We start from the raw sequence: 20166 nt of genomic DNA, 5'->3' as shown, positions 1-20166 counted from the left end.
CAAATGGCCTCAGCGCACCAGCCGGAAGATCAGCGGGTAGCGGTACACCTGGCCCCGGTTCGCGGCGACGGCCGCGAGGATGGTGAAGACGAGGAACACCAGCGCCAGCACGCCGTTCAGGGCGTACAGGGCCGAGCCGATGCCGAGCGTGACGATCGCCAGGAACGTCACGACGGCGGTGAGCACCGCCTGGTAGACGAGGAACGAGATCGTCATGTTGAGCGCCTCGGCGGTGTGTCCGCGCACGAAACCGCTGCGGTCCTTCAGCACCAGGAAGATGATGAGCGGACCGAGGAACGGCAGCGCGAAGAAGCTCGCCGCGATCGCGGACAGGTGCCCGAACATCCCCCACATCCGTTCGTCGGACGGCGACAACGGCGCGGGGGTGTACGACGGCTGCTGGGGGTACGGCGGTTGGCTCACGGTCCCGATCCTCCCGGTTCGCTCAGCGGTCCGCCAGGTCGGCGGTGACGAAGTCGACGAGTTCCTCCACCCGGCCCAGCAGGGCCGGCTCCAGGTCGGCGTAGGACCGGACCGTGCCGAGGATGCGCTTCCAGCCGTGCGCGACGTCGGCCTGCGTCGCGTGCGGCCAGCCCAGCTCCGCCAGGATCCCGTGCTTCCAGTCCTGGCCCCGCGGGACCGTCGGCCACTGCGTCCACCCCAGCCGCTGCGGCCGGACGGACTGCCAGACGTCGATGAAGGGGTGCCCCAGGACGAGGACGTGCGGGCTCGTCGCGACCTTGGCGACGATGCGGGACTCCTTCGACCCGGGCACGAGGTGGTCGACGAGGACGCCGATGCGCCGCCCGGGCCGGGGGCCGAAGCTGCGGATGGCGGCGTCGAGGTCGTCGACGCCGTCGAGCATCTCCACGACCACGCCCTCCACGCGCAGGTCGTCGCCCCAGACCTTCTCGACGAGCTCGGCGTCGTGCCGGCCCTCGACGAGGATCCGGGAGGCGCGGGCGGTGCGGGCCGCGGCGCCGGCGACGGCGACCGACCCGCTCGCGGTGCGGGTGGGCTGGACGGGGCCGGCGCTGCGCGGGGCGACGAGCCGGACGGGCTGGCCGTCCACCCAGAAGCCCGGGCCGAGGGGGAACGTGCGGGTGCGGCCCCGGGCGTCCTCGAGCACGACGACGTGCACGCCACCGCTCTTCTCCACCCGCACGACGGCACCGACCCACCCCGTGTCGACGTCCTCGACGACGAGCCCCCGCACCGCGGGTTCGTCGCGGTGGACGGGCTTGGGTCGCGTGCGCGCGTGCGGGTCGGCGGACAGCACGTCGGTGCCGTACCGGTCGTGGTTGCCTGCGGAGGGGCCAGCGGTCGGACTCACCCGCGGCACGCTAACGAGCGACCCGCACCGGACGGTGGAGGCGCGGCGGGGGCGCACGTCCTAGACTTGGCACTCACGTGGGATGAGTGCCAGCTGCGATCCGGGGAGGGTGGATGAGCGACGACCGCAGGCTCGCTGTGCTGCGGGCCATCGTGGAGGACTACGTCTCCACGCACGAGCCCGTCGGGTCCAAGGCGCTGGTCGAGCGCCACCAGCTCGGCGTCTCCCCGGCGACCATCCGCAACGACATGGCCGTCCTGGAGGACGAGGGGTACATCACCCAGCCGCACACCAGCGCCGGGCGCATCCCCACGGACAGGGGCTACCGCCTCTTCGTCGACCGGCTGGCGAACGTCAAGCCCATGACGCCGGCGGAGAAGCGGGCGATCGAGACGTTCCTGCACGGTGCCGACGACCTCGACGACGTCGTGGACCGCACCGTGCGCCTGCTGGCCCAGCTCACGCGGCAGGCCGCCGTCGTGCAGTACCCGTCGCTGTCGCGCGCCAGCGTGCGCCACGTCGAGCTCGTCGGCGTGGGCGGGCGCAGCGCCCTGCTCGTCCTCATCACCGACTCCGGCCGCGTGGAGCAGCGCGTCCTGGACATCCGCTCGGCCGTCGACGTCGAGACGCTGGGCGTCTCGCTGGCGGCGCTGCGCACGCGCGTCAACGCCACCGTCGCGGGCAAGCGGCTGCGCGAGGCGCGCGAGGCGCTCACCGACCTCGTCCAGCAGACCCCGGCGGCCGACATCGCCATCGCCGCCGAGGTCGCGGCCTCCCTCGGGGACTGCCTCACGGCGTCCCTGGAGGAGCGGGTCGTCATCGCCGGGACGTCGAACCTCGTCAAGTCGGGTGCCGACCTGTCGCTGTCGCTGGGCAGCGTCCTGGAGGCCCTGGAGGAGCACGTCGTGCTGCTCCGGCTCGTCCAGGAACTGGCCGAGGAGCAGCCGTCCGAACGCGGCGGGCTGAGCGTCCGGATCGGCGCCGAGAACCTGCACCTGGGCCTGGACGGGACGTCCGTCGTCACCACCGGCTACGGCGGCGAGACGGTCCTGGCCCGGCTCGGCGTGCTCGGTCCCACCCGCATGGACTACCCGACGACGATGGCCGCCGTCCGAGCGGTGTCACGCTACGTCTCGCGGATCCTCGCGTCGTGACCGCCGCAGACCCGCCGGCGACCCGGCCGACGACCCGAACCCGGAAGAGAACCGACAGGAGAACCGCGACCTCGTGAGCGACTACTACGACGTCCTGGGCGTCTCCCGCGACGCCTCCACGGAGGACATCAAGCGCGCCTACCGCAAGATGGCGCGCAAGCTGCACCCCGACGTCAACCCCGACGCGGGGGAGCAGTTCAAGGAGGTCTCGCAGGCCTACGAGACGCTGTCGAACCCCGACAAGCGCTCGGCCTACGACCGGGGTGGGGCGGTGCCCGGCGGCGCGGGCGCCGGCTTCGGGGCCGGGTTCGGCTTCTCCGACATCATGGACGCCTTCTTCGGCCAGGGCGGCGGGGGTGGTCGCGGTCCCGGCCCGGCCAGCCGCACCCAGCGCGGCCAGGACGCCCTCATCCGCGTCGACGTCGACCTCGCCGAGGCGGCCTTCGGCGGCGAGCGCTCGATCCAGGTCGACACCGCGGTCCTCTGCCCGACCTGCAAGGGGTCCTGCTGCCAGCCCGGCACGAGCCCGGCCACGTGCGACATCTGCCACGGGCAGGGCTCGATCCAGCGCGTCGTCCGGTCCCTGCTCGGCCAGGTCATGACCCAGCAGCCCTGCCCCACCTGCCGGGGCTTCGGCACCGTGCTGCCCTCGCCGTGCCTGGAGTGCTCCGGGGAGGGCCGCACCCGCGCCCGCCGGCCCATGACCATCCGGATCCCCGCGGGCGTCGACACCGGCACGCGCATCCAGCTCGCCTCCCAGGGCGAGGTGGGCACCGCGGGAGGGCCGCCCGGTGACCTCTACGTCGAGATCCACGAGCGCCCGCACCCGGTGTTCTCCCGGTCCGGCGACGACCTCCTCTGCACGCTCGAGGTGCCCATGACGGCGGCTGCCCTCGGCGCGAGCATCCCCCTGGAGACGCTCGACGGCACCGAGGAGATCGACGTGCGTCCCGGCGCCCAGACGGGCGAGGTCGTGACGCTCAAGCAGAAGGGTGCCGAGCACCTGCGGTCCCAGGGCCGCGGCGACCTGCTCGTCAAGGTCGAGGTCCTCACCCCGCGCGACCTCGACGAGGAGCAGGAGGAGTTGCTGCGACGCCTCGCCGAGCTGCGCGGCGAGGTGCGCCCGGCCGGGAAGCTCTCCGAGAGCCACCAGGGCGTGTTCTCCAAGCTGCGCGACCGGTTCTCCGGACGCTGAGCACGTCCCCGCCGGGACGGGCCGGGTGCACGCACCCGGCCCGTCCACTCAGGGGACGGTGACCGTCTTGGTGTCGCCGGCCGTCGGGCCCGCCTCGCCGCCGGACTCGTCCGGGGCGAACACCGCGACGGTGTAGGTGCCCGCGGGCACCTGGGCCGTGAACGAGAACGGGGCGAACGTCCCGTTGGCACCGGCCTGGACGGCGTCGCGGGCGACCTCCGTCCCCGCGCTGTTCGTGAGCGTGTACATCAGCGTTCCCTCGAAGGCCGTGCCGAGGCCCTTGACCGTCACCGACCCCGCCGCGGCCGTCACGGACGTGATCCACGCCGGGGCCTGGACGTCGGCCTGCGGGTCGCGGGTCAGCGTCTGCGCCACCGTCGTGCCGAACAGCGACGGCCGGGCCTTGCCGTCGACGCGGACCTCGACCGGGTCGTCGGAGCTCGCGGCCGCCGTGACGGTGTAGACGAGCTGCTGGACGGCGAGCTGGGCGCCGCCCGGCCCCGCGCTGCCGCTGTCCGCCGCGGCGGACAGGTCGACGACGAGGCGTCCGCCGCTGGAGGTCACGGTCGCGGTCGGGTCCGCCGACCAGGGGCTGGAGTAGTCCGGGTCCGACGCCTTCCCGGCGAGCATGGCGCGCAGCGCGTTCGTGGGGTCGTTCTGGCCCGAACCGGCCTTGACGAACTCGCGGAACAGCTTCGCCGGCTGGCCCCCGACCCAGTACACGGGCACGGTCGAGGCGCCGGACGGCAACGTGCCGCCGGTGGCGGTGCCCGTCGCGGTGCCGGTGGCGGTGCCTGTCGCCGCGGCCGAGGTCGCGGGCGCCCCCGAGGCCGTCGAGGGGGCGGCGCTCGTCGTCGCCGCGGACGTCGAGGGTGCGGCCGAGGAGGTCGACGGGGACGCCGACGTGCTCGCCGCGACCGTGCTGACGTTCCCGTCGCTGCGCTGGGTGACGGCGTAGGCGCCACCGCCCACGACGACGACGGCGGCGACCCCCGCGACGGCGGCCCACGCGCGGGAACGGCGGCGGCTGGCTCGGCTGGTCATGCGGATCTCCTCGAGACGGTCGGTGGGTCGCACCTGCGCCGCACGGGCGGACAGGGCGTCGCGCAGCTGTCGCGCGGTGGGGCTCAGGTCGTCGTCGCCGTCGGGGTCCGGCAGCGGACCCGACGGGGTCGCGTCACTCACTGGTGGTCCTCCCGGCTCATCACCTCGCGCAGCGCGGACAACCCGCGGTGCGCGTGGGTCTTGACGGCGCCCCGGCTGATGCCGAGGACGTCGGCGATGTCCTGCTCGGACATGTCGCCCTGGTACCGCAGCACCAGGACCTCCCGCTGCCGCGCGGGCAGCCCGTCGAGGGCCGTCAGGACGGAGCGGTGCTCCGAGGCCCGCACGGCGTGCTCCTCCGGACCGTCCGGCGCGGGGTCGGGCAGGGGGCGGCGCCGGTCGGTCACGACCCGGTGCTTGAGCACGTCCCGGGCCCCGTTGACGACGCTCGTGCGCAGGTAGGCGACCGCGGACCCCTTGTCCGCCAGCCGCTCCCACCGCTTGTGCAGGGTGACGAACGCGTCGGCGACGACCTCCTCGGCGCTCGCCGACTCGCCCATGAGCGAGGCCGCGAGCGCGACGAGACGCCGCCAGTGCGCCGCGTACAGCGCTCCGACGGCCTCGTCGGCCGACCACGAGCGCGGGTCGTCAGCGACCACCACGCGCTCCTTCATCACCATCACGCCGTGTAGACGAGTCACACAGGGTCACGGTTGACATCCAACCCGACAATCTTCGGCCGGCCGCTCCCGGGCACCCGCGGGGTCGGGGTGTCGCATCGTTGAACCCTCGCTCGCATTCATCGAAAGCGAGGGGCCAACGATCCGGACCCGGGCGTCCCGCGGGTAGCGTGCGGGTCATGGCCGAGGTCTCCCGCGTGCAGCGCGCCCCCGACGACCTGTTCCTCAAGATCGTGGCGGGCGAGATCCCGGCGACGATCGTCCACTCCGACGACCTCGTCGTCGCCTTCGAGGACGTCGCCCCGCAGGCGCCCGTCCACGTCCTGGTCGTCCCGCGGGAGCGGTACGAGAACGTCGCCGAGCTCGCGGCGGCCTCGCCGCAGGCCCTCGCGCGGCTCGTCGAAGTGGCCCAGCGCATCGCCGACGAGCGGTGCGGCGGGGAGTACCGGCTCGTCTTCAACACCGGCACGGCCGTCGGCCAGTCGGTCTTCCACGTCCACGGCCACGTCCTCGGCGGTCGGGACTTCACCTGGCCTCCGGGCTGATCACACGGTTGGATGGGGCGGCATGTGCGGCTTGTGCGGTGAGGTCAGGTTCGACGGGCACGCGGCCGACGTGGCGGCGGTGCAGCGGATGTCCCAGACGCTGGCCCCCCGCGGGCCGGACGGCGAAGGCGTCTGGGCACAGGGCCGGGTCGCCTTCGGGCACCGCCGACTGTCGATCATCGACCTGTCGGCGTGCGGCGCCCAGCCCATGCAGGACCCCGAGCTGGGGCTGACGGCCGTCTTCAACGGCTGCATCTACAACTACCCCCAGCTGCGCGAGGAGCTCACCGGGTACGGCTACCGGTTCGTCTCGACCTCCGACACCGAGGTCATCGTCAAGGGCTACCACCGCTGGGGCACCGACGTCGTGGACCACCTCGTCGGGATGTTCGCCGTCGTCGTGCACGAGCGCGAGACCGGCCGCGTCGTCCTCATGCGCGACCGCCTCGGCATCAAACCGCTCTACCTCGCCGAGACGCCGGGGCGGCTGCGGTTCGCCTCGAGCCTGCCCGCGCTGCTGGCCGCCGGCGACGTCGACACGACGATCGACCCGGTCGCGCTGCACCACTACCTCACGTGGCACGCCGTCGTCCCCGCCCCTTACACGGTGCTGCAGGGCGTGCGGAAGCTGCCGCCCGCGACGGTGCGCGTCGTCGAACCCGACGGCACGTCCCGCGAGCACCGCTACTGGGCGCCGGACCACGTGCGCCGCGAGCAGTTCGCCGGGTTCTCCGACCGGGACTGGGAGGACGCCGTCCTCGCCTCCCTGCGCACGGCCGTCGAACGGCGCACCGTCGCCGACGTCCCCGTCGGGGTCCTGCTGTCCGGCGGTCTGGACTCCAGCCTCATCACCGCCCTGCTCGCCGAGCAGGGGCAGAAGGACCTGGCCACCTACTCCATCGGGTTCGAGTCCGTCGGTGGTCGCGAGGGCGACGAGTTCGCCTACTCCGACGTCATCGCCGAACGGTTCGGGACGAACCACCACCGCATCCGCGTCACGGGCGACGAACTCGTCGGTGCGCTCCCGCACGCGGTCGGCGCGATGGCCGAACCCATGGTCAGCCACGACGTCGTCGCCTTCGACCTGCTCTCGCAGCAGGTCTCGCAGACCATCAAGGTCGTGCAGTCGGGCCAGGGCGCCGACGAGGTGTTCGGCGGGTACCACTGGTACCCGCCGCTGACCGGGCTCACCCCGCAGCAGGGCGTCGACGCGTACGCGCGGGCGTTCTTCGACCGCGACCACGCCCAGATGGCGCAGGTGCTGAACCCGCAGTGGATGACGGCGACCGACGTCTCGCGCGAGTTCGTGGAACGCCACTTCGCCCGGTCCGGTGCCGACACGGCCGTGGACGCGGCGCTGCGGCTCGACACCGAGGTCATGCTCGTCGACGACCCGGTCAAGCGCGTCGACAACACGACGATGGCGTGGGGGCTGGAGGCGCGCGTGCCGTTCCTCGACCACGAACTCGTCGAACTCGCCGCCGCGGTCCCGCCGCACCTGCAGCTCGCGAACGGCGGCAAGGGGATCCTCAAGCAGGTCGGCTACCGCGTGATCCCGCGCGAGGTCATCGACCGGCCCAAGGGGTACTTCCCCGTCCCGGCCATCACCCACCTCGAGGGCAAGGTCCTGGGCCTGGTGCGCGACGCCTTGTCGAGCCAGGCCGCGCGGGACCGGGCGCTGTTCCGCCCCGAGTACGTCGAGGGGTTGCTGACCGACCCGAACTCCGAACTGACCCCGTTGCGCGGGAACAAGCTGTGGCAGCTCGGGCTGCTGGAGATGTGGTTGCAGCAGCACGGGATCGGCTGACGCAGGACGCTGGGGAGGACGCACGTGTCGAACACCAAGCGCCGCACGACGGTCGCCGGGCTGCGCCAGCGCGGTCTGGACGTCCCCACCATCTCCAGCCGCACCTGGCAGCGGCCCCCGCAGTGGTTCACCGAGGACATGGTGCGCGACGTCGTCCTCGACATGGGCTGGGGCCGGCTCGTGTTCGGGCAGACGTTCACCGACCAGCGCGACGTCGTCGACGCCCTGCGCGCCGAGGAGACCGGCGAACGCGACATCGCCATGTACGTGCGCGAACCCCAGGTCCTCGTCGGCCTGGCCCCGCACGAACTCTTCATGGACCCCTCGATCACGTTCCGGCTGCCGCTGGCCCGGTACCGGGCGCCGCGGGACCGCAACCCCGACGTGTTCGTCCGCATGGTCCGCGAACGGGCCGAACTCGACGAGGTGAACCGCATCTACGCGGCCTGCGGGATGGTCACCTCCGACGTCGACGTCATGTGGGCCAACCACCGGACGCGGACGTTCACCTACCTCGTGGCCGAGGACACCCGGACCCGGGAGGTCGTGGGCACCGTCACCGGCGTCGACCACGTCCTCGCCTTCGGCGACCCCGACCAGGGCACGAGCCTGTGGTGCCTCGCCGCCGATCCCCAGACCGCCCCGCGCGGGACGGGGGAGGCGCTCGTCCGGGTCCTGGCCGAACGGTACGTCGCGCGGGGCCGGGCGATCCTGGACCTGTCCGTGATGCACGACAACACCGGCGCCATCGCGCTCTACCAGCGGCTGGGGTTCCGACCCGCGGCCCCCGTCGTCGTCAAGCGCAAGAACCCCATCAACCGCCCGCTGTTCTCGCCCCAGCCCGAGGGGCTGGCCGACCTCAACCCCTACGCCCGGATCGTCGCCGACGAGGCCCTGCGCCGCGGGGTGCGGGTCGAGGTGACCGACGTGCCCAGCGGGGAGATGCGGCTGACGTACGCGGGCCGCTCGCTGTTGACGCGCGAGTCGCTGTCGGAACTCACGAGCGCCGTCGCGATGTCCCGGTGCGACGACAAGCGCGTCACCCGCCGCCTGCTCGCCGGTCGCGGTGTCCGCGTCCCGCGCGCCGTCGAACTGGCGCAGGACCCGTTGCAGGACAGCGAGGGTCTGGCGGCGTGCGAACGCCTCGTCGAGGAGACCGGCCCGGTCGTGGTGAAACCCGCGCGCGGGGAGCAGGGCAAGGGCATCACCGTGGGCGTGCGCGGGGGGGACGACCTGCGGGAGGCCGTCGCGGAGGCCGCGGCGCACTGCCCGGACGTCCTCGTCGAGGAACTCGTCGCCGGCCAGGACCTGCGGATCGTCGTCATCGACCACGAGGTCGTCGCCGCGGCCGTGCGCCGGCCCGCGGCCGTCATCGGCACGGGCACGCACGACATCCGCGCGCTCGTCACCGCGCAGAGCCGCCGGCGGCAGGCCGCGACCGGCGGGGAGTCCAGCATCCCGCTCGACGCCGCCACCGAGGCCGTCGTGGCCGACGCCGGGTACGCGATGGACGACGTCCTGCCCCGCGGGGAACGCCTCGAGGTGCGCCGCACGGCGAACCTGCACACCGGCGGGACCATCGACGACGTCACCGACGACCTGCACCCCGACCTCGTGGACGCCGCCGTCGCGGCCAGCCGGGCCATCGGGATCCCCGTCACCGGTCTGGACTTCCTCGTGCCCGACGTCTCCGGTCCCGACCACGTCGTCATCGAGGCGAACGAACGACCGGGGCTGGCCAACCACGCGCCGCGACCGACGGCGGAACGGTTCCTGGACCTGCTGTTCCCCGAGACCCGGCAGGCCGGCAGGACCCCGCAGGACCAGGGGTAGGCCGTGCCCGAGGCCCACGCCCTGCACCGGCACGCCCGCGACCAGCGCGAGGCGCTCGCCGGGCAGGTGCTGTCGGTGACGAGCCCGCAGGGCCGGTTCGACGCGGCCCCGTTCGACGGGCACCGGCTGCGGGACGTGCAGGCGTGGGGCAAGCACCTGCTCTACGCGTTCGAGGACGCCCCCGACGTGCACGTCCACCTCGGGCTCAAGGGGTTCTTCCTGCGCACCGACGACCTCACGCTGCCGCCGCGCGGCGGGACGCGGATGCGGCTGGCGGGGGAGCGGGACGCGTTCTCGCTCGTCGCGCCGGGCCGCTGCGAGGGACTGGACGCGGCCGCGCGCGACGAGCTCCTCGCGAACCTCGGACCGGACCCGCTGCGCGTCGGGGAGGCCGGCCGGGACGAGGCCGCGCAACGCCTCGGGTCCTCCCGCGCCGCCGTCGGTGCGGCGCTGCTGGACCAGTCCCTGTGGGCCGGCATCGGCAACGCCTGGCGCGCCGAACTGCTGTTCCTGGCCGGCATCGACCCCACGCGCCGCGTCACGACCGACGAGGCGGCCCTGCTGTGGGACCTCGCCGTGACCCACCTGCGGCTCGGCCTGGAGGCGGGCCAGGTCGTCTCCGACCCCGAGGCCCCGGACGAGCGGTGGGTCTACAAGCGGCCCACGTGCCGTCGCTGCGGGTCGCCCGTGAAGAGCTGGACGCTCGCGGGCCGGGTGGCCTGGGTGTGTCCGGTCGAGCAGCGCTGAGCCGTCCGCTCACGTCGCCTCAGTCCGGCAGCCGCGCCTGCAGGTCCGTGAGCTCCCGCTCGGCCTGCCCGACGCGTTCGCGCGCAGCGTGCGCGGTCCGCTCGGCCGTCCGCACGCCGTCCTGCGCCGTCCCCAGCTGTTCGGTGACCGCGTCGAGCCGGGCCTGCAGGTCCTCGCGGCGGCGGTCGAGGTCCTCCGGGCTCCGCTGTGCCGAGGACAAGTCCGCCTCGGCCGCGGTCGCCTCGTCACGGGCGTCGTCGAGGGCGTCCGTGGCCTCCTCGACGGCCGCGCGCAGCTCCGCCAGCTCACGCTCGCGCCGTTCGGCCTCGGCGCGCTGCCGCTCCGCGTCCCGGGCCGCCTTCTCCTCGCGCCGTGCGCGCAGCTCGTCGCGCGGGGGAGTCTTCGCGGGCGCCTTCGTCGCGGGGCGACGGGGGGTCGTGGCCGCGACGGGCCGCGGGGCCGCCTCGCCCGCCAGCGCGCCCGCCGTGGCCCCCTCCACGTCGACCTCGCCGAACCCGGTCGACTCCAGCGTCCGGACCAGGGTCGCCGTCCGGACGGCGTCGGCGGCCGCGGGATCGGCCATCGCGGCCCGCAGCGTCGCGACGACCTTCTCACCGACGTCGAGGGACAACCGCACCCCCGCCTCCTGCGTGAGCCGTCCCGCCTGCACGCGCATGGCGTCGAGGACCTTGTGCTGCTGCACGCTCAGCTCGCGCAGCTCCGGACCGGCCAGGGAGGCCGTCGCCTCCCGCATCGCCGCGCCCAGCTGCAGCAGCTGCTCGACGTCGTCGCCGCGCTCGCGGACCAGCAGGTTGACGGCCCACGCGGGCACGGGCGGCTTCTTCAGCCCGGCGATGCGGCCGGCGAGGTCCCGCTCGCCCTCGGCCTTGGCCTGTCGCGCGTAGGCGTCGCGCGTGGCGGTGAACTCCGCCGGAGGGGAGCCGTAGAGGTCGTCGAGCACGTCCGCGAGGTCCACCGGGGCATCCTCCCCCGACTCCTGAGAGCATCGCCCGTGATGAGCCCCACGACCCGCACCCCCGTCCCCGTCGACGTCCCGATCGACGTCGAGTACCTCACGAGCACGCTCATGGAGATGCTCCGGATCCCCAGCCCGTCCGGCCGCACCGACGCGGTCATGCAGGCCGTCGGGGACCACATCGACGCGCTGGGGCTGCCCTTCGACCTCACGCGGCGCGGGATCCTGCGCGCCACGCTGCAGGGGCGGACCGAGAAGGTGCACCGCGCGGTCATCGTGCACGCCGACACCATCGGGCTCATGGTCAAGCAGGTGAAGGCCTCGGGCCGGCTGGAGGTCGTCCCCGTCGGCAGCCACAGCGCCCGCTTCTCCGAGGGCGCGCACGTGACGATCTTCACCGACGACCACGACTGCGTGTACACGGGCACGGTGCTGCCGCTGAAGAGCAGCGGGCACACCTTCGGCGACGAGATCGACACCCAGGGCGTCGGCTGGCCCTACGTCGAGGTCCGCATCGACGAACCCGTCTCCTCGGCCGAGGACGTCCGGGCGCTCGGCATCGAGGTGGGCGACTACGTGGCCCTCGACGCGGCCCCCCAGCTGACCCGCCGCGGGTACGTGAAGTCGCGCCACCTCGACGACAAGGCGGGGCTCGCGGCCTGCCTCGCGGCGCTGAAGGCGTTGAAGGACGCGGGGCTGCCGCTCGCGGTGACGGCGCAGTTCCTCGTGACGATCGGGGAGGAGGTCGGCTTCGGCGCCACCCACGGCCTGGCCCCCGACGTCGCCGAACTCGTCGCCGTCGACAACGCCGTGGTCGCCGAGGGGCAGAACTCGCGCGAGGAGATGGCCAGCGTCGCCATGCTCGACATGACGGGCCCGTTCGACTACCACCTGTCCCGCCGGCTGCACCGCCTGGCCTGCGAGCACGACATCCCCGCCGTGCGGGACGTCTACCGGCACTACCGCTCCGACGCGGCGCCCGCGCTGGAGGCCGGGATCGAGGCCCGGCACGCCCTGCTCGGGTTCGGGCTGGACTCCAGCCACGGCCACGAACGCGCGCACGTCGACGGTCTCGTCGCCCTGGCGCGGCTGCTCGTCGTGTACCTGCAGAGCGGGCTCACCTTCGACGACTGGGACCAGGCGGACGCCGGCCCGCTGGCCGACTTCCCCAGCCGCAGCGTGCAGCCCGCCGACCCCGAACCCGTCGACCGGACCGTCGTCGCCGAGTGACGTCCGCCCCACCGGCGGGGCGATGAGTTCTCGCGCCCGCCGGAGTCCCCACCTCGTCAGCACCCGGCACGACGAGACGAGGAGGGGACCGACGTGGCCCTGCCCGAGATCACGACCCGCGCGGAGTGGTTGCGCGCCCGCACCGAGCTGCTGGCGCGCGAGAAGGAGGCGACGCGCGCCCGTGACGCCCTGAACGCCGACCGACGACGGCTGCCCATGGTCGAGGTGACCGAGCCCTACCGCTTCACCGGCCCGGACGGCGAGGTGGGGTTGGCGGACCTGTTCGCCGGTCGGGACCAGCTCGTCGTCCAGCACGTCATGTTCGGTCCGGACTGGGACGCGCCGTGCCCGTCCTGCTCGGGGGCGCTGGCCGAACTGAGCGACGGGCTGCTCGCGCACCTGGCCCACCGGGGCACGACCTACGTCGCCGTGTCGCGGGCGCCGTACGAGCGGATCGCCGCCGTCGCCGCCGAACGCGGGTACCGCTTCCCCTGGGTCAGCTCGGCCGGCAGCACGTTCAACCACGACTTCCACGTCACCCTCGACGCGTCCGTCGCACCGGTGCTGTGGAACTACCGGGACGCCGACGAGCTGCGGGCCGCGGGCCAGGGGTGGGTCGTCGAGCAGGCTGCCGAGGGCCCCGCCGAACAGCCGGGCTACAGCTGCTTCCTCGCCGCGCAGGGCCGGGTGTTCCACACCTACTCGACGTTCGCGCGGGGCACCGAGCAGCTCGGCGGGGCCTACGCGTTCCTCGACATGACGGCCCTGGGTCGGCAGGAGGAGTGGGAGCAGCCGGCGGGCCGGGTCGAGCACGCCCGGGGGGCGGTTCCGGACTTCGGCCCGGAGGGATAGCTTGGGCGCCCCCGGGCGAAGGAGCTCCAGATGCACGTCCCCACGAAGCTGCTCGACGACCCCGCCGACGCCGTCACCGACGCGCTGCGCGGACTGGCCGCGGTCCACCCCGAACTGACCGTCGACCTCGAGCACCACGTCGTGTCCCGCAACCACGACCACTTCGGCGACCACCGGCCCGGGAAGGTCGGACTGGTCTCCGGCGGTGGCTCCGGGCACGAACCCCTGCACGCCGGGTTCGTCGGACTCGGCATGCTCGACGCCGCCGCCTGCGGGGCCGTGTTCACCTCGCCCGTGCCCGACCAGGTGCTGGCCGCGACGACGGCCGCCTCCAGCGGCGGCGGCGTCGTGCACGTCGTGAAGAACTACACCGGCGACGTCCTGAACTTCCAGATGGCCGCCGAACTCGCCGACGACGAGGACATCGCCGTCGAGACCGTCCTCGTCGACGACGACGTCGCCGTCACCGACAGCCTCTACACGGCCGGCCGGCGCGGAACCGGGGGGACGCTGTTCGTCGAGAAGGTGCTCGGTGCGGCTGCCGAGCAGGGCATGGCCCTGGCGGAGGTCGCCGCCCTCGGCCGCGACGTCGTCGCCCGCAGCCGCAGCTTCGGGGTCGCCCTCAGCCCGTGCACGACACCGGGTTCGGACCGGCCGGGGTTCGACCTGGAACCCGGCGAGATGGAACTGGGCATCGGCATCCACGGTGAACCCGGCCGCCGTCGCGTCCCCGTCCCGGCCACCGGGGTGGCCCGCGAGGTGGCGCGGACGTCGGTCGCGGCCATCGCGGACGACATGCCGCTGGACGGTGAGGAGCTCCTCCTGCTCGTCAACGGCATGGGCGGGACCCCGCTGCTGGAGCTGCAGGTGCTCGCGGGTGACGTCGTCGCCGAACTCACGGCCCGCGGCGCCCGGATCGCGCGGGCCCTCGTCGGCAACCACGTCACGAGCCTGGAGATGGCCGGGAGCATGGTGAGCGTCTGCCGCGCGACACCGCAGCTGCTGCAGCTGTGGGACGCCCCCGTCCGCACCCCCGCCCTGCGGTGGGGCGCGTGAGTCCCGCGCTCACCGCGGCCGGGGCGCGGGACTGGCTGCAGCGCTTCGCGACCGCCGTCGACGAGCACGCGGCCGACCTCACCGACCTCGACCGCCCCATCGGCGACTCCGACCACGGTGTGAACCTGCAGCGGGGGATGCGCGCCGTCCTCGCGGCCCTGGACGCCGCCGATCCCGCGACCCCCGGCGCCGTGCTCCTCAAGGCCGGTTCCACCCTCGTCAGCACCGTCGGCGGGGCCAGCGGCCCTCTGTTCGGAACGCTGCTGCGCCGGACCGGCAAGGCCCTCGGCGACGCGGAGTCCGTCGACGCGGCGGCGCTCGGGTCCGGGCTGCGGGTCGGGCTGGACGCCGTGACGGCGCTCGGCGGGGCGCAGGTGGGCGACGCGACGCTCGTCGACGCGCTGGCACCCGCCGTGGAGTCCCTCGAGGCGGGTGGGTCGGTGACCGAGGCCGCGGAGGCCGCGGCGCGGGGAGCCGCCTCGACCGACGAGCTCGTGGCGCGCAAGGGACGGGCCAGCTACCTGGGGGAGCGCGGGATCGGGCACCGTGACCCCGGGGCCGCGTCGACCGCGCTGCTCTTCGCCGCGCTGGCGGACGGCGACGGGGCGGGTGCGTCGTGAGCGTGCGGGTGGTCCTGCTCTCGCACAGCGCCGACGTGGCCCGCGGGGTCGCCGACCTCGCGGGGCAGATGGCGTCCACGGCCACCGTCGTCCCCGTGGGCGGGACGGCGGACGGCCGGCTCGGGACCGACGCCGACGCCCTCGAGGCCGCGGTCGAGGCCGGGCTGGCCGCGGGCGAGGAGGTCGCGGTGCTCGTCGACCTCGGCAGTGCCGTGCTGACGGCCCGGACCGTCCTCGCCGAGCTCCCCGCGGGTGCGGGGGTCGCCCTCGTCGACGCCCCCTTCGTGGAGGGGGCCGTCGCGGCCGTCGTCACGGCCTCGACCGGCGCGGGACTGGCCGAGGTGGTGGCGCAGGCCGAGCTCGCGCGGGACCTGCGCAAGGGCTGAAGCCGCGCCGCCCCGTCTGGGAGGATCCCCCCGTGCGCTGGCTCGTCGTGGACAACCACGACTCCTACACCCACAACCTGGTGCAGCTGCTGGCCGTGGCCTCGGGCACCGACCCGGTCGTCGTCAGCGACGACGACGTGGCGCCGGGGGAGCTCGACCTCGACGGGTTCGCGGGCGTCGTCGTCTCGCCCGGGCCGGGGCACCCGTCCGTCGCGCGCGACTTCGCGCTGTCGGCGGACGTGCTGGCCCGGGCGCAGGTGCCCGTGCTCGGGGTGTGCCTGGGGATGCAGGGCATCGCGCTGGCGGCCGGGGCGGTCGTCGACGCGGCCCCCCAGCCGCGGCACGGGTTCGTCGAGCACGTCCGGCACACCGGCGGGTCCGTCCTGGCCGGGCTGCCGCAGGGGTTCGAGGCCACCCGGTACCACTCGTTCCGCGTCGCCGAACCCCTGCCCGACGTCCTGGAACCCCTGGCGTGGGGGCAGGACGGGGTCCTCATGGCCCTGCGGCACACCGAACGCCCGCAGGTCGGGGTGCAGTTCCACCCCGAGTCCGTCGCGAGTTCCTGCGGGCCCCGGATCGTCGAGAACTTCGTGCGCTGGTGCCGCCGGCGGGGCCACCCCCGGCGCTACCGGTTGCACGCGCGCCGGCGGCCGGGACTCGTCGACGGTGAGGCCGTGCTGACCCAACTCCTGGCCGGGGACGACGCGTTCTGGCTCGACTCGGCCAGCCGGGGGGCGGGGTCGGGCCGCTTCTCGTTCCTGGGGCCGCTCACGGGGGCGGTCGAGACGTCCCTGGCGGCGGTCTCCGCGCGGTCGGCCGAGGTCGGTGTCGACGGCGCCCAGGACGTCCCGTTCGAGTTCGCCGGCGGGCACGTCGGCTGGGCCGGGTACGAGGCCAAGGACGAGTGCGGGTTCCCCGTCACCCGCGACGGGTCCCGCGACGCCGGGACGCCTGCGGCGCACTGGGTGTTCGTGGACCGGTTCCTCGCCCTCGACCACGACGAGGACGCGACGTGGGTGTGCGCCCTGTCCGACGGGGAGCGCGAGCCGTCCTGGGTGGGCGAGACGTCGGCTGCGCTCGACGGTCTGCGACCACTCGGGGAGCCGTCCCCGGCCCCCGACCTGCCCGTCGTCCTCGACACGGCGCCGGAACGGTACCGGGACGACGTCGTCCGCGCGCAGGAGCAGTTGCGGGCCGGGGAGAGCTACGAGGTCTGCCTCACGACGCAGGCCCGGGTGCCCGTCGAGGTCGCGGCCGACGCGGGGGTCGCGGCGTACCGGCGGTTGCGGCGGGCGAACCCGGCGCCCTACGCCGCCTACCTGCGGACGGCGGGGGTGGAGGTCGTCGGCAGTTCCCCCGAACGGTTCCTGCACGTCGCCGGGAACGGGGACGTGGAGACGCGGCCCATCAAGGGGACGTCCCCTGTCGAGACCGATCCCGCGGCGCTGCAGGCAGATCCGAAGACGCGCGCCGAGAACCTCATGGTCGTCGACCTCCTGCGCAACGACCTCGGCAGGGTCTGCGCGGCGGGGTCGGTGACCGTCCCGCACCTCATGACGACCGAGACGCTCGCGACCGTCCACCAGCTCGTGACGACGGTGCGGGGCCGGCTGCGGCCGGACGTCAGCGCCGTCGAGTGCCTGCGGGCGTGCTTCCCGCCGGGCTCGATGACGGGGGCGCCGAAGCTGCGGACGACCGAGATCATCGACGCCCTCGAACAGCGGCCGCGGGGGATCTACTCGGGAACCCTGGGCTGGTTCTCCCTCACGGGTTCCGCCGACCTCGCCGTCGTCATCCGCACCGCGGTGCGGGTGGGCGAGGAGTGGCGCGTCGGGGCCGGGGGCGCGGTGGTGCTCGACTCCGACCCCGACGCGGAGGTCGCCGAGGTGCTGCTGAAGCTGCGGGCGCCGCTCGCGGCGCTCACGACGCGACGGCTGCCCGGAACCCCCTGAGGCTCAGGCGTCCGGGTGCAGCGCCCGGCTCCACAGGGCCTTGCCGGCGATGTCCCGCAACGTCACCGTGAACTGCTGGGAGTCGGGGTCGACCTCGACCTCGCCGAAGAACTGCGACCCCTCCAACGGCGAGGTGTTCGCGCGCGGCGGCACGGCCTGGAACACGACCTCCGGGCCGAACGTCGCGTCGAGGGCGTTCGGCCCGAACGACCCGGCGTGCAGGGGACCGGAGACGAACTCCCAGAACGGGTCGAACTCGGTGAAGGCCGCCCGGTCCGGGTGGTAGTGGTGCGCGGCGGTGTAGTGGACGTCGGCCGTCAACCAGACGTGGTTGCGGACACCGCGGTTCTTCAGCTCCCGCAGGATCCACGCGATCTGCTGCTCCCGCCCCCGCGGGACGCCCGGGTCGCCCTGCGCCACGGCCTCGATGCCGTTCGAGGCGGCGTCGGGGACGACGAGACCGATCGGCATGTCGGCCTGGACGACCTTCCACCGGGCCGTGGAGGCGGCCATGGCGTCGACGAGCCACCGGGCCTGCTCGGTGCCGAGGATCCCGCCGTCGGGGCGGATCCCGCCGCCGGCCCAGCCCCACGGGTTGGGGTCGCGGTCGCTGCGCATGTCGAGGACGAACACGTCGAGCAGCGGGCCGAACGCGAACTTCCCGTACACCGCACCCGTCCGGCGGTGCGAGACCGGGACGAACTCGCGCCACGCCTGTTCCCCTCGCGCCCACAGCACGTCGACGCGCTTCTCCTGGTAGGCGGGGTCGTCGAGGACCTCGTGCGGGTACCAGTTGTTGTGCACCTCGTGGTCGTCCCACTGGTTCACCTGCGGGACGCGGGAGAAGAACGCGCGGTAGGCGTCGTCCTCGAGGTTGTACTTGAACGCTCCGCGGAAGTCGTCGAGGGTCTGCGCCACGTGCGACTTCGCCTCGGTGACGACGTTGCGGTAGACCCGGCCGTCGGGCAGCGTGACGTCACCCGTGATGGGACCGTCGGCGTAGATCGTGTCCCCGGAGTGCAGGAAGAAGTCGGCGTCGCGGGCGGCCATCGACCGGTAGATCGGGAAACCCCCGAGGTCGGGGTTGCGGCCCCACCCCTGCCCGGCCTGGTCCCCGCTCCACAGGAACCGGATGCGGCGGTGGTCGCCGGCCGTGGGGGCGGTGCGCAGGAAACCCTCCTCCGAGGCACCGTCGGGGCGGTGGGCGTCGGGGGACCCGAGCACCACCCGGTACGGCACGTCCGAGCCCGAGGGCAGACCGGTGACGTCGAGGCGGCCGGTGAAGTCGCTCGCGGCGGTCAGCACCGGACCGCGGTAGGTGCGGCAGTCGCGCCCGAACCGACCGGTGGGGGAGACCTGCACGAACATCCGCGCCGGGCGGTCCGACCGGGTCCAGATCGTCGCGGTGTCCGCCGTGACGTCGCCGGACTGGACGCCGTGGGTCAGCCGCGGGGCGCCGACGCGCAGGAGGGTCGGGGCCAGCAGACCGGTGCCGCCGGCGGCGAGGAGGGAGCGTCGTGAGAACGGGGGCGTGAGGGGGTTCGACACCCGCGGAACGGTGCTCGGTCCAGGTGACGCCTGTGTTCCGTCGGGGAGAACTCGGGATGAATCAGTCCTGCAGGGCCGTGCGTCGCAGAGTCGCCGTGAACGCCCGGTCGACCGGCAGGGGGTTCCCGTCGAGCGTCCGGACGGGGGCCGCGCCGCGCAGGCTCGACAGCAACCAGGCGCCGTCGGACCGCAGCAGTTCGTCCGGGCGGCAGGGGGTCTCGTGGACGCCGAACCCCGCCGTGACGGCGGCCAGGGTCGTGCCCGGAAGGACGTCCCGGTCCCGCTGCGGCGGGGTGTGCCACCGCCCCTCGCTGCGCCAGAGCAGGTTCGCCGTCGGGGCTTCCAGGACCTCACCGGCGGCGTCGAGGAACAGGGCGTCGTCGGCGCCGCGGTGGCGCGCCTCGCGCAGGGCGGCGGAGTTCACGGCGTAGGAGGAGGTCTTGGCGGCGGTCAGCAGCCACGGCGCGGCGGGGACGGTGGTCGTACCGCGGGCCAGGGTCACGACGTGGACGCCGTCGCGGCCCCGGCGGACGCCGTCGGGCAGGGGACGCAGGGTCGCGGTGCACGTGCCCGCCGACGCCGTCAGCCGGAGGACGGCCTCCGTGCCGGCCGGGAGGTCGTCGGTGATCCCCGCGACGAGGTGCTCCCACGCGCTGCGGTCCAGGGGGAGGCCGAACGCCGCGGCGGAGCGTTCGAAGCGGTCCAGGTGCTCGCGGAGGCGGACCACGCGGGGCGGGGTTCCGCCGTGGACGAGGAGGGTTTCGAAGAACCCGTCGCCGCGCAGGCCCGGGTCGTCGGCGGGGACGACGGGGGAGTCCCACGGGACCTCTCCGGTTCCCAGGACGGCCGTCCGGTTCCGCACTCCCTGCACCGGTGCATCGTGGCGGGAGCGGGGGCTGTGGACAACCCGTCGTGGATGTCGGGGACGGCTGGTAGAACTGGGACGGGGGATCGCGCGGCCCGATGAATACGTTGCAGTGCAACGACTTCGGTCTTGTCGGCGGGGTCGTCGGACGCTAGGGTCCTGCCATGTCGTCGACCGTCGCGCCCCCCGAGGACCCCCTGGAGGACCCCGCGGAGGAGTTGGGGGAGGACCTCGCGGAGGACCTGAGTCCCGCCCAGCTCATCGACGTCATCACCGAGACCGAACGGCAGATCCGGGCCCTGGCCGCCCGCCAGGTCCAGGCCACCGCCCGCTACGACACCCT

General features: G+C 74.1%; 19 protein-coding genes. 12 read left to right on the top strand and 7 right to left on the bottom strand.

The window, feature by feature from the left end; genetic code table 11:
- Nucleotides 1-9 precede the first annotated feature (9 nt).
- Together AB0637_RS22225 and AB0637_RS22220 are read right to left on the bottom strand one after the other, a co-directional pair.
- Nucleotides 10-423, bottom strand: coding sequence for a DUF4870 domain-containing protein (locus AB0637_RS22225; protein WP_366174875.1), 414 nt, complete (start codon nucleotides 421-423; stop codon nucleotides 10-12).
- A 22-nt stretch (nucleotides 424-445) separates the two neighbouring features.
- Nucleotides 446-1333: a DUF3097 domain-containing protein gene (locus AB0637_RS22220; protein ID WP_366174874.1), complete on the bottom strand. Its 888-nt coding sequence runs from the start codon at nucleotides 1331-1333 to the stop codon at nucleotides 446-448.
- Between the two features lie 113 nt (nucleotides 1334-1446).
- Here AB0637_RS22220 and hrcA point away from each other — a divergent pair, with 113 nt between their 5' ends.
- Together hrcA and dnaJ are read left to right on the top strand one after the other, a co-directional pair.
- On the top strand, nucleotides 1447-2487 hold the full coding sequence (gene hrcA, locus AB0637_RS22215; protein ID WP_366174873.1) for a heat-inducible transcriptional repressor HrcA: 1041 nt from the start codon (nucleotides 1447-1449) through the stop codon (nucleotides 2485-2487).
- Nucleotides 2488-2560: 73 nt separating this feature from the next.
- Complete coding sequence (dnaJ, locus tag AB0637_RS22210; protein ID WP_366174872.1) at nucleotides 2561-3682, top strand: molecular chaperone DnaJ; 1122 nt, start codon at nucleotides 2561-2563, stop codon at nucleotides 3680-3682.
- A gap of 48 nt (nucleotides 3683-3730) precedes the next feature.
- On the opposite strand, the gene AB0637_RS22205 is transcribed toward dnaJ, so the two are convergent.
- Complete coding sequence (locus tag AB0637_RS22205; RefSeq protein ID WP_366174871.1) at nucleotides 3731-4867, bottom strand: Gmad2 immunoglobulin-like domain-containing protein; 1137 nt, start codon at nucleotides 4865-4867, stop codon at nucleotides 3731-3733.
- Nucleotides 4864-5385, bottom strand: coding sequence for a SigE family RNA polymerase sigma factor (locus AB0637_RS22200; protein WP_366174870.1), 522 nt, complete (start codon nucleotides 5383-5385; stop codon nucleotides 4864-4866). The genes AB0637_RS22205 and AB0637_RS22200 overlap by 4 nt, the downstream gene beginning before the upstream one ends.
- Before the next feature lie 200 nt (nucleotides 5386-5585).
- On the opposite strand from AB0637_RS22200, the gene AB0637_RS22195 reads away from it, so the two are divergent.
- The 4 genes from AB0637_RS22195 (at nucleotide 5586) to AB0637_RS22180 (ending at nucleotide 10338) form a co-directional block, all read left to right on the top strand.
- A complete protein-coding gene (locus AB0637_RS22195; RefSeq protein WP_366174869.1) occupies nucleotides 5586-5951 on the top strand; it encodes a histidine triad nucleotide-binding protein in 366 nt (121 codons plus the stop codon).
- 22 nt (nucleotides 5952-5973) lie between these two features.
- Complete coding sequence (locus AB0637_RS22190) at nucleotides 5974-7758, top strand: N-acetylglutaminylglutamine amidotransferase (RefSeq protein WP_366174868.1); 1785 nt, start codon at nucleotides 5974-5976, stop codon at nucleotides 7756-7758.
- A gap of 90 nt (nucleotides 7759-7848) precedes the next feature.
- Nucleotides 7849-9591: an N-acetylglutaminylglutamine synthetase gene (gene ngg, locus AB0637_RS22185; protein WP_366174888.1), complete on the top strand. Its 1743-nt coding sequence runs from the start codon at nucleotides 7849-7851 to the stop codon at nucleotides 9589-9591.
- Nucleotides 9592-9594: 3 nt separating this feature from the next.
- A complete protein-coding gene (locus AB0637_RS22180) occupies nucleotides 9595-10338 on the top strand; it encodes a DNA-formamidopyrimidine glycosylase family protein (protein ID WP_366174867.1) in 744 nt (247 codons plus the stop codon).
- 19 nt (nucleotides 10339-10357) lie between these two features.
- Here AB0637_RS22180 and AB0637_RS22175 read toward each other — a convergent pair whose 3' ends face one another.
- The gene (locus tag AB0637_RS22175) at nucleotides 10358-11314 is read right to left on the bottom strand and encodes a hypothetical protein (protein WP_366174866.1); all 957 of its coding nucleotides are present in this window, start codon (nucleotides 11312-11314) and stop codon (nucleotides 10358-10360) included.
- A gap of 39 nt (nucleotides 11315-11353) precedes the next feature.
- On the opposite strand from AB0637_RS22175, the gene AB0637_RS22170 reads away from it, so the two are divergent.
- The 6 genes from AB0637_RS22170 to AB0637_RS22145 all read left to right on the top strand — a co-directional run bounded on the left by AB0637_RS22170 (nucleotide 11354) and on the right by AB0637_RS22145 (nucleotide 17410).
- Nucleotides 11354-12544 (top strand): osmoprotectant NAGGN system M42 family peptidase, encoded by a 1191-nt coding sequence (locus AB0637_RS22170; RefSeq protein ID WP_366174865.1) that lies wholly within the window; start codon nucleotides 11354-11356, stop codon nucleotides 12542-12544.
- Nucleotides 12545-12637: 93 nt separating this feature from the next.
- Nucleotides 12638-13396 (top strand): DUF899 domain-containing protein, encoded by a 759-nt coding sequence (locus AB0637_RS22165; RefSeq protein ID WP_366174864.1) that lies wholly within the window; start codon nucleotides 12638-12640, stop codon nucleotides 13394-13396.
- Between the two features lie 30 nt (nucleotides 13397-13426).
- Nucleotides 13427-14452 (top strand): dihydroxyacetone kinase subunit DhaK, encoded by a 1026-nt coding sequence (dhaK, locus tag AB0637_RS22160; RefSeq protein ID WP_366174863.1) that lies wholly within the window; start codon nucleotides 13427-13429, stop codon nucleotides 14450-14452.
- Entirely contained in the window at nucleotides 14449-15072 is a 624-nt protein-coding gene (gene dhaL / locus AB0637_RS22155; RefSeq protein WP_366174862.1) for a dihydroxyacetone kinase subunit DhaL, read from the top strand. Before dhaK ends, dhaL begins: the two co-directional genes overlap by 4 nt.
- Nucleotides 15069-15458, top strand: a complete 390-nt coding sequence (gene dhaM, locus AB0637_RS22150) for a dihydroxyacetone kinase phosphoryl donor subunit DhaM (RefSeq protein WP_366174861.1) — start codon at nucleotides 15069-15071, stop codon at nucleotides 15456-15458. The genes dhaL and dhaM overlap by 4 nt, the downstream gene beginning before the upstream one ends.
- 32 nt (nucleotides 15459-15490) lie before the next feature.
- A complete protein-coding gene (locus AB0637_RS22145; protein ID WP_366174860.1) occupies nucleotides 15491-17410 on the top strand; it encodes a chorismate-binding protein in 1920 nt (639 codons plus the stop codon).
- A 3-nt stretch (nucleotides 17411-17413) separates the two neighbouring features.
- Here the strand turns inward: AB0637_RS22145 and AB0637_RS22140 are convergent, their stop codons facing one another.
- A complete protein-coding gene (locus AB0637_RS22140) occupies nucleotides 17414-18958 on the bottom strand; it encodes an alkaline phosphatase D family protein (RefSeq protein ID WP_366174859.1) in 1545 nt (514 codons plus the stop codon).
- Between the two features lie 61 nt (nucleotides 18959-19019).
- On the bottom strand, nucleotides 19020-19829 hold the full coding sequence (locus AB0637_RS22135; protein ID WP_366174858.1) for an aminotransferase class IV: 810 nt from the start codon (nucleotides 19827-19829) through the stop codon (nucleotides 19020-19022).
- Nucleotides 19830-20166 lie beyond the last annotated feature (337 nt).

The organism is Kineococcus sp. NPDC059986 (genome assembly GCF_040702905.1).
Lineage (GTDB): Bacteria > Actinomycetota > Actinomycetes > Actinomycetales > Kineococcaceae > Kineococcus.
This window is presented reverse-complemented; position numbering and strand designations above follow the sequence as displayed.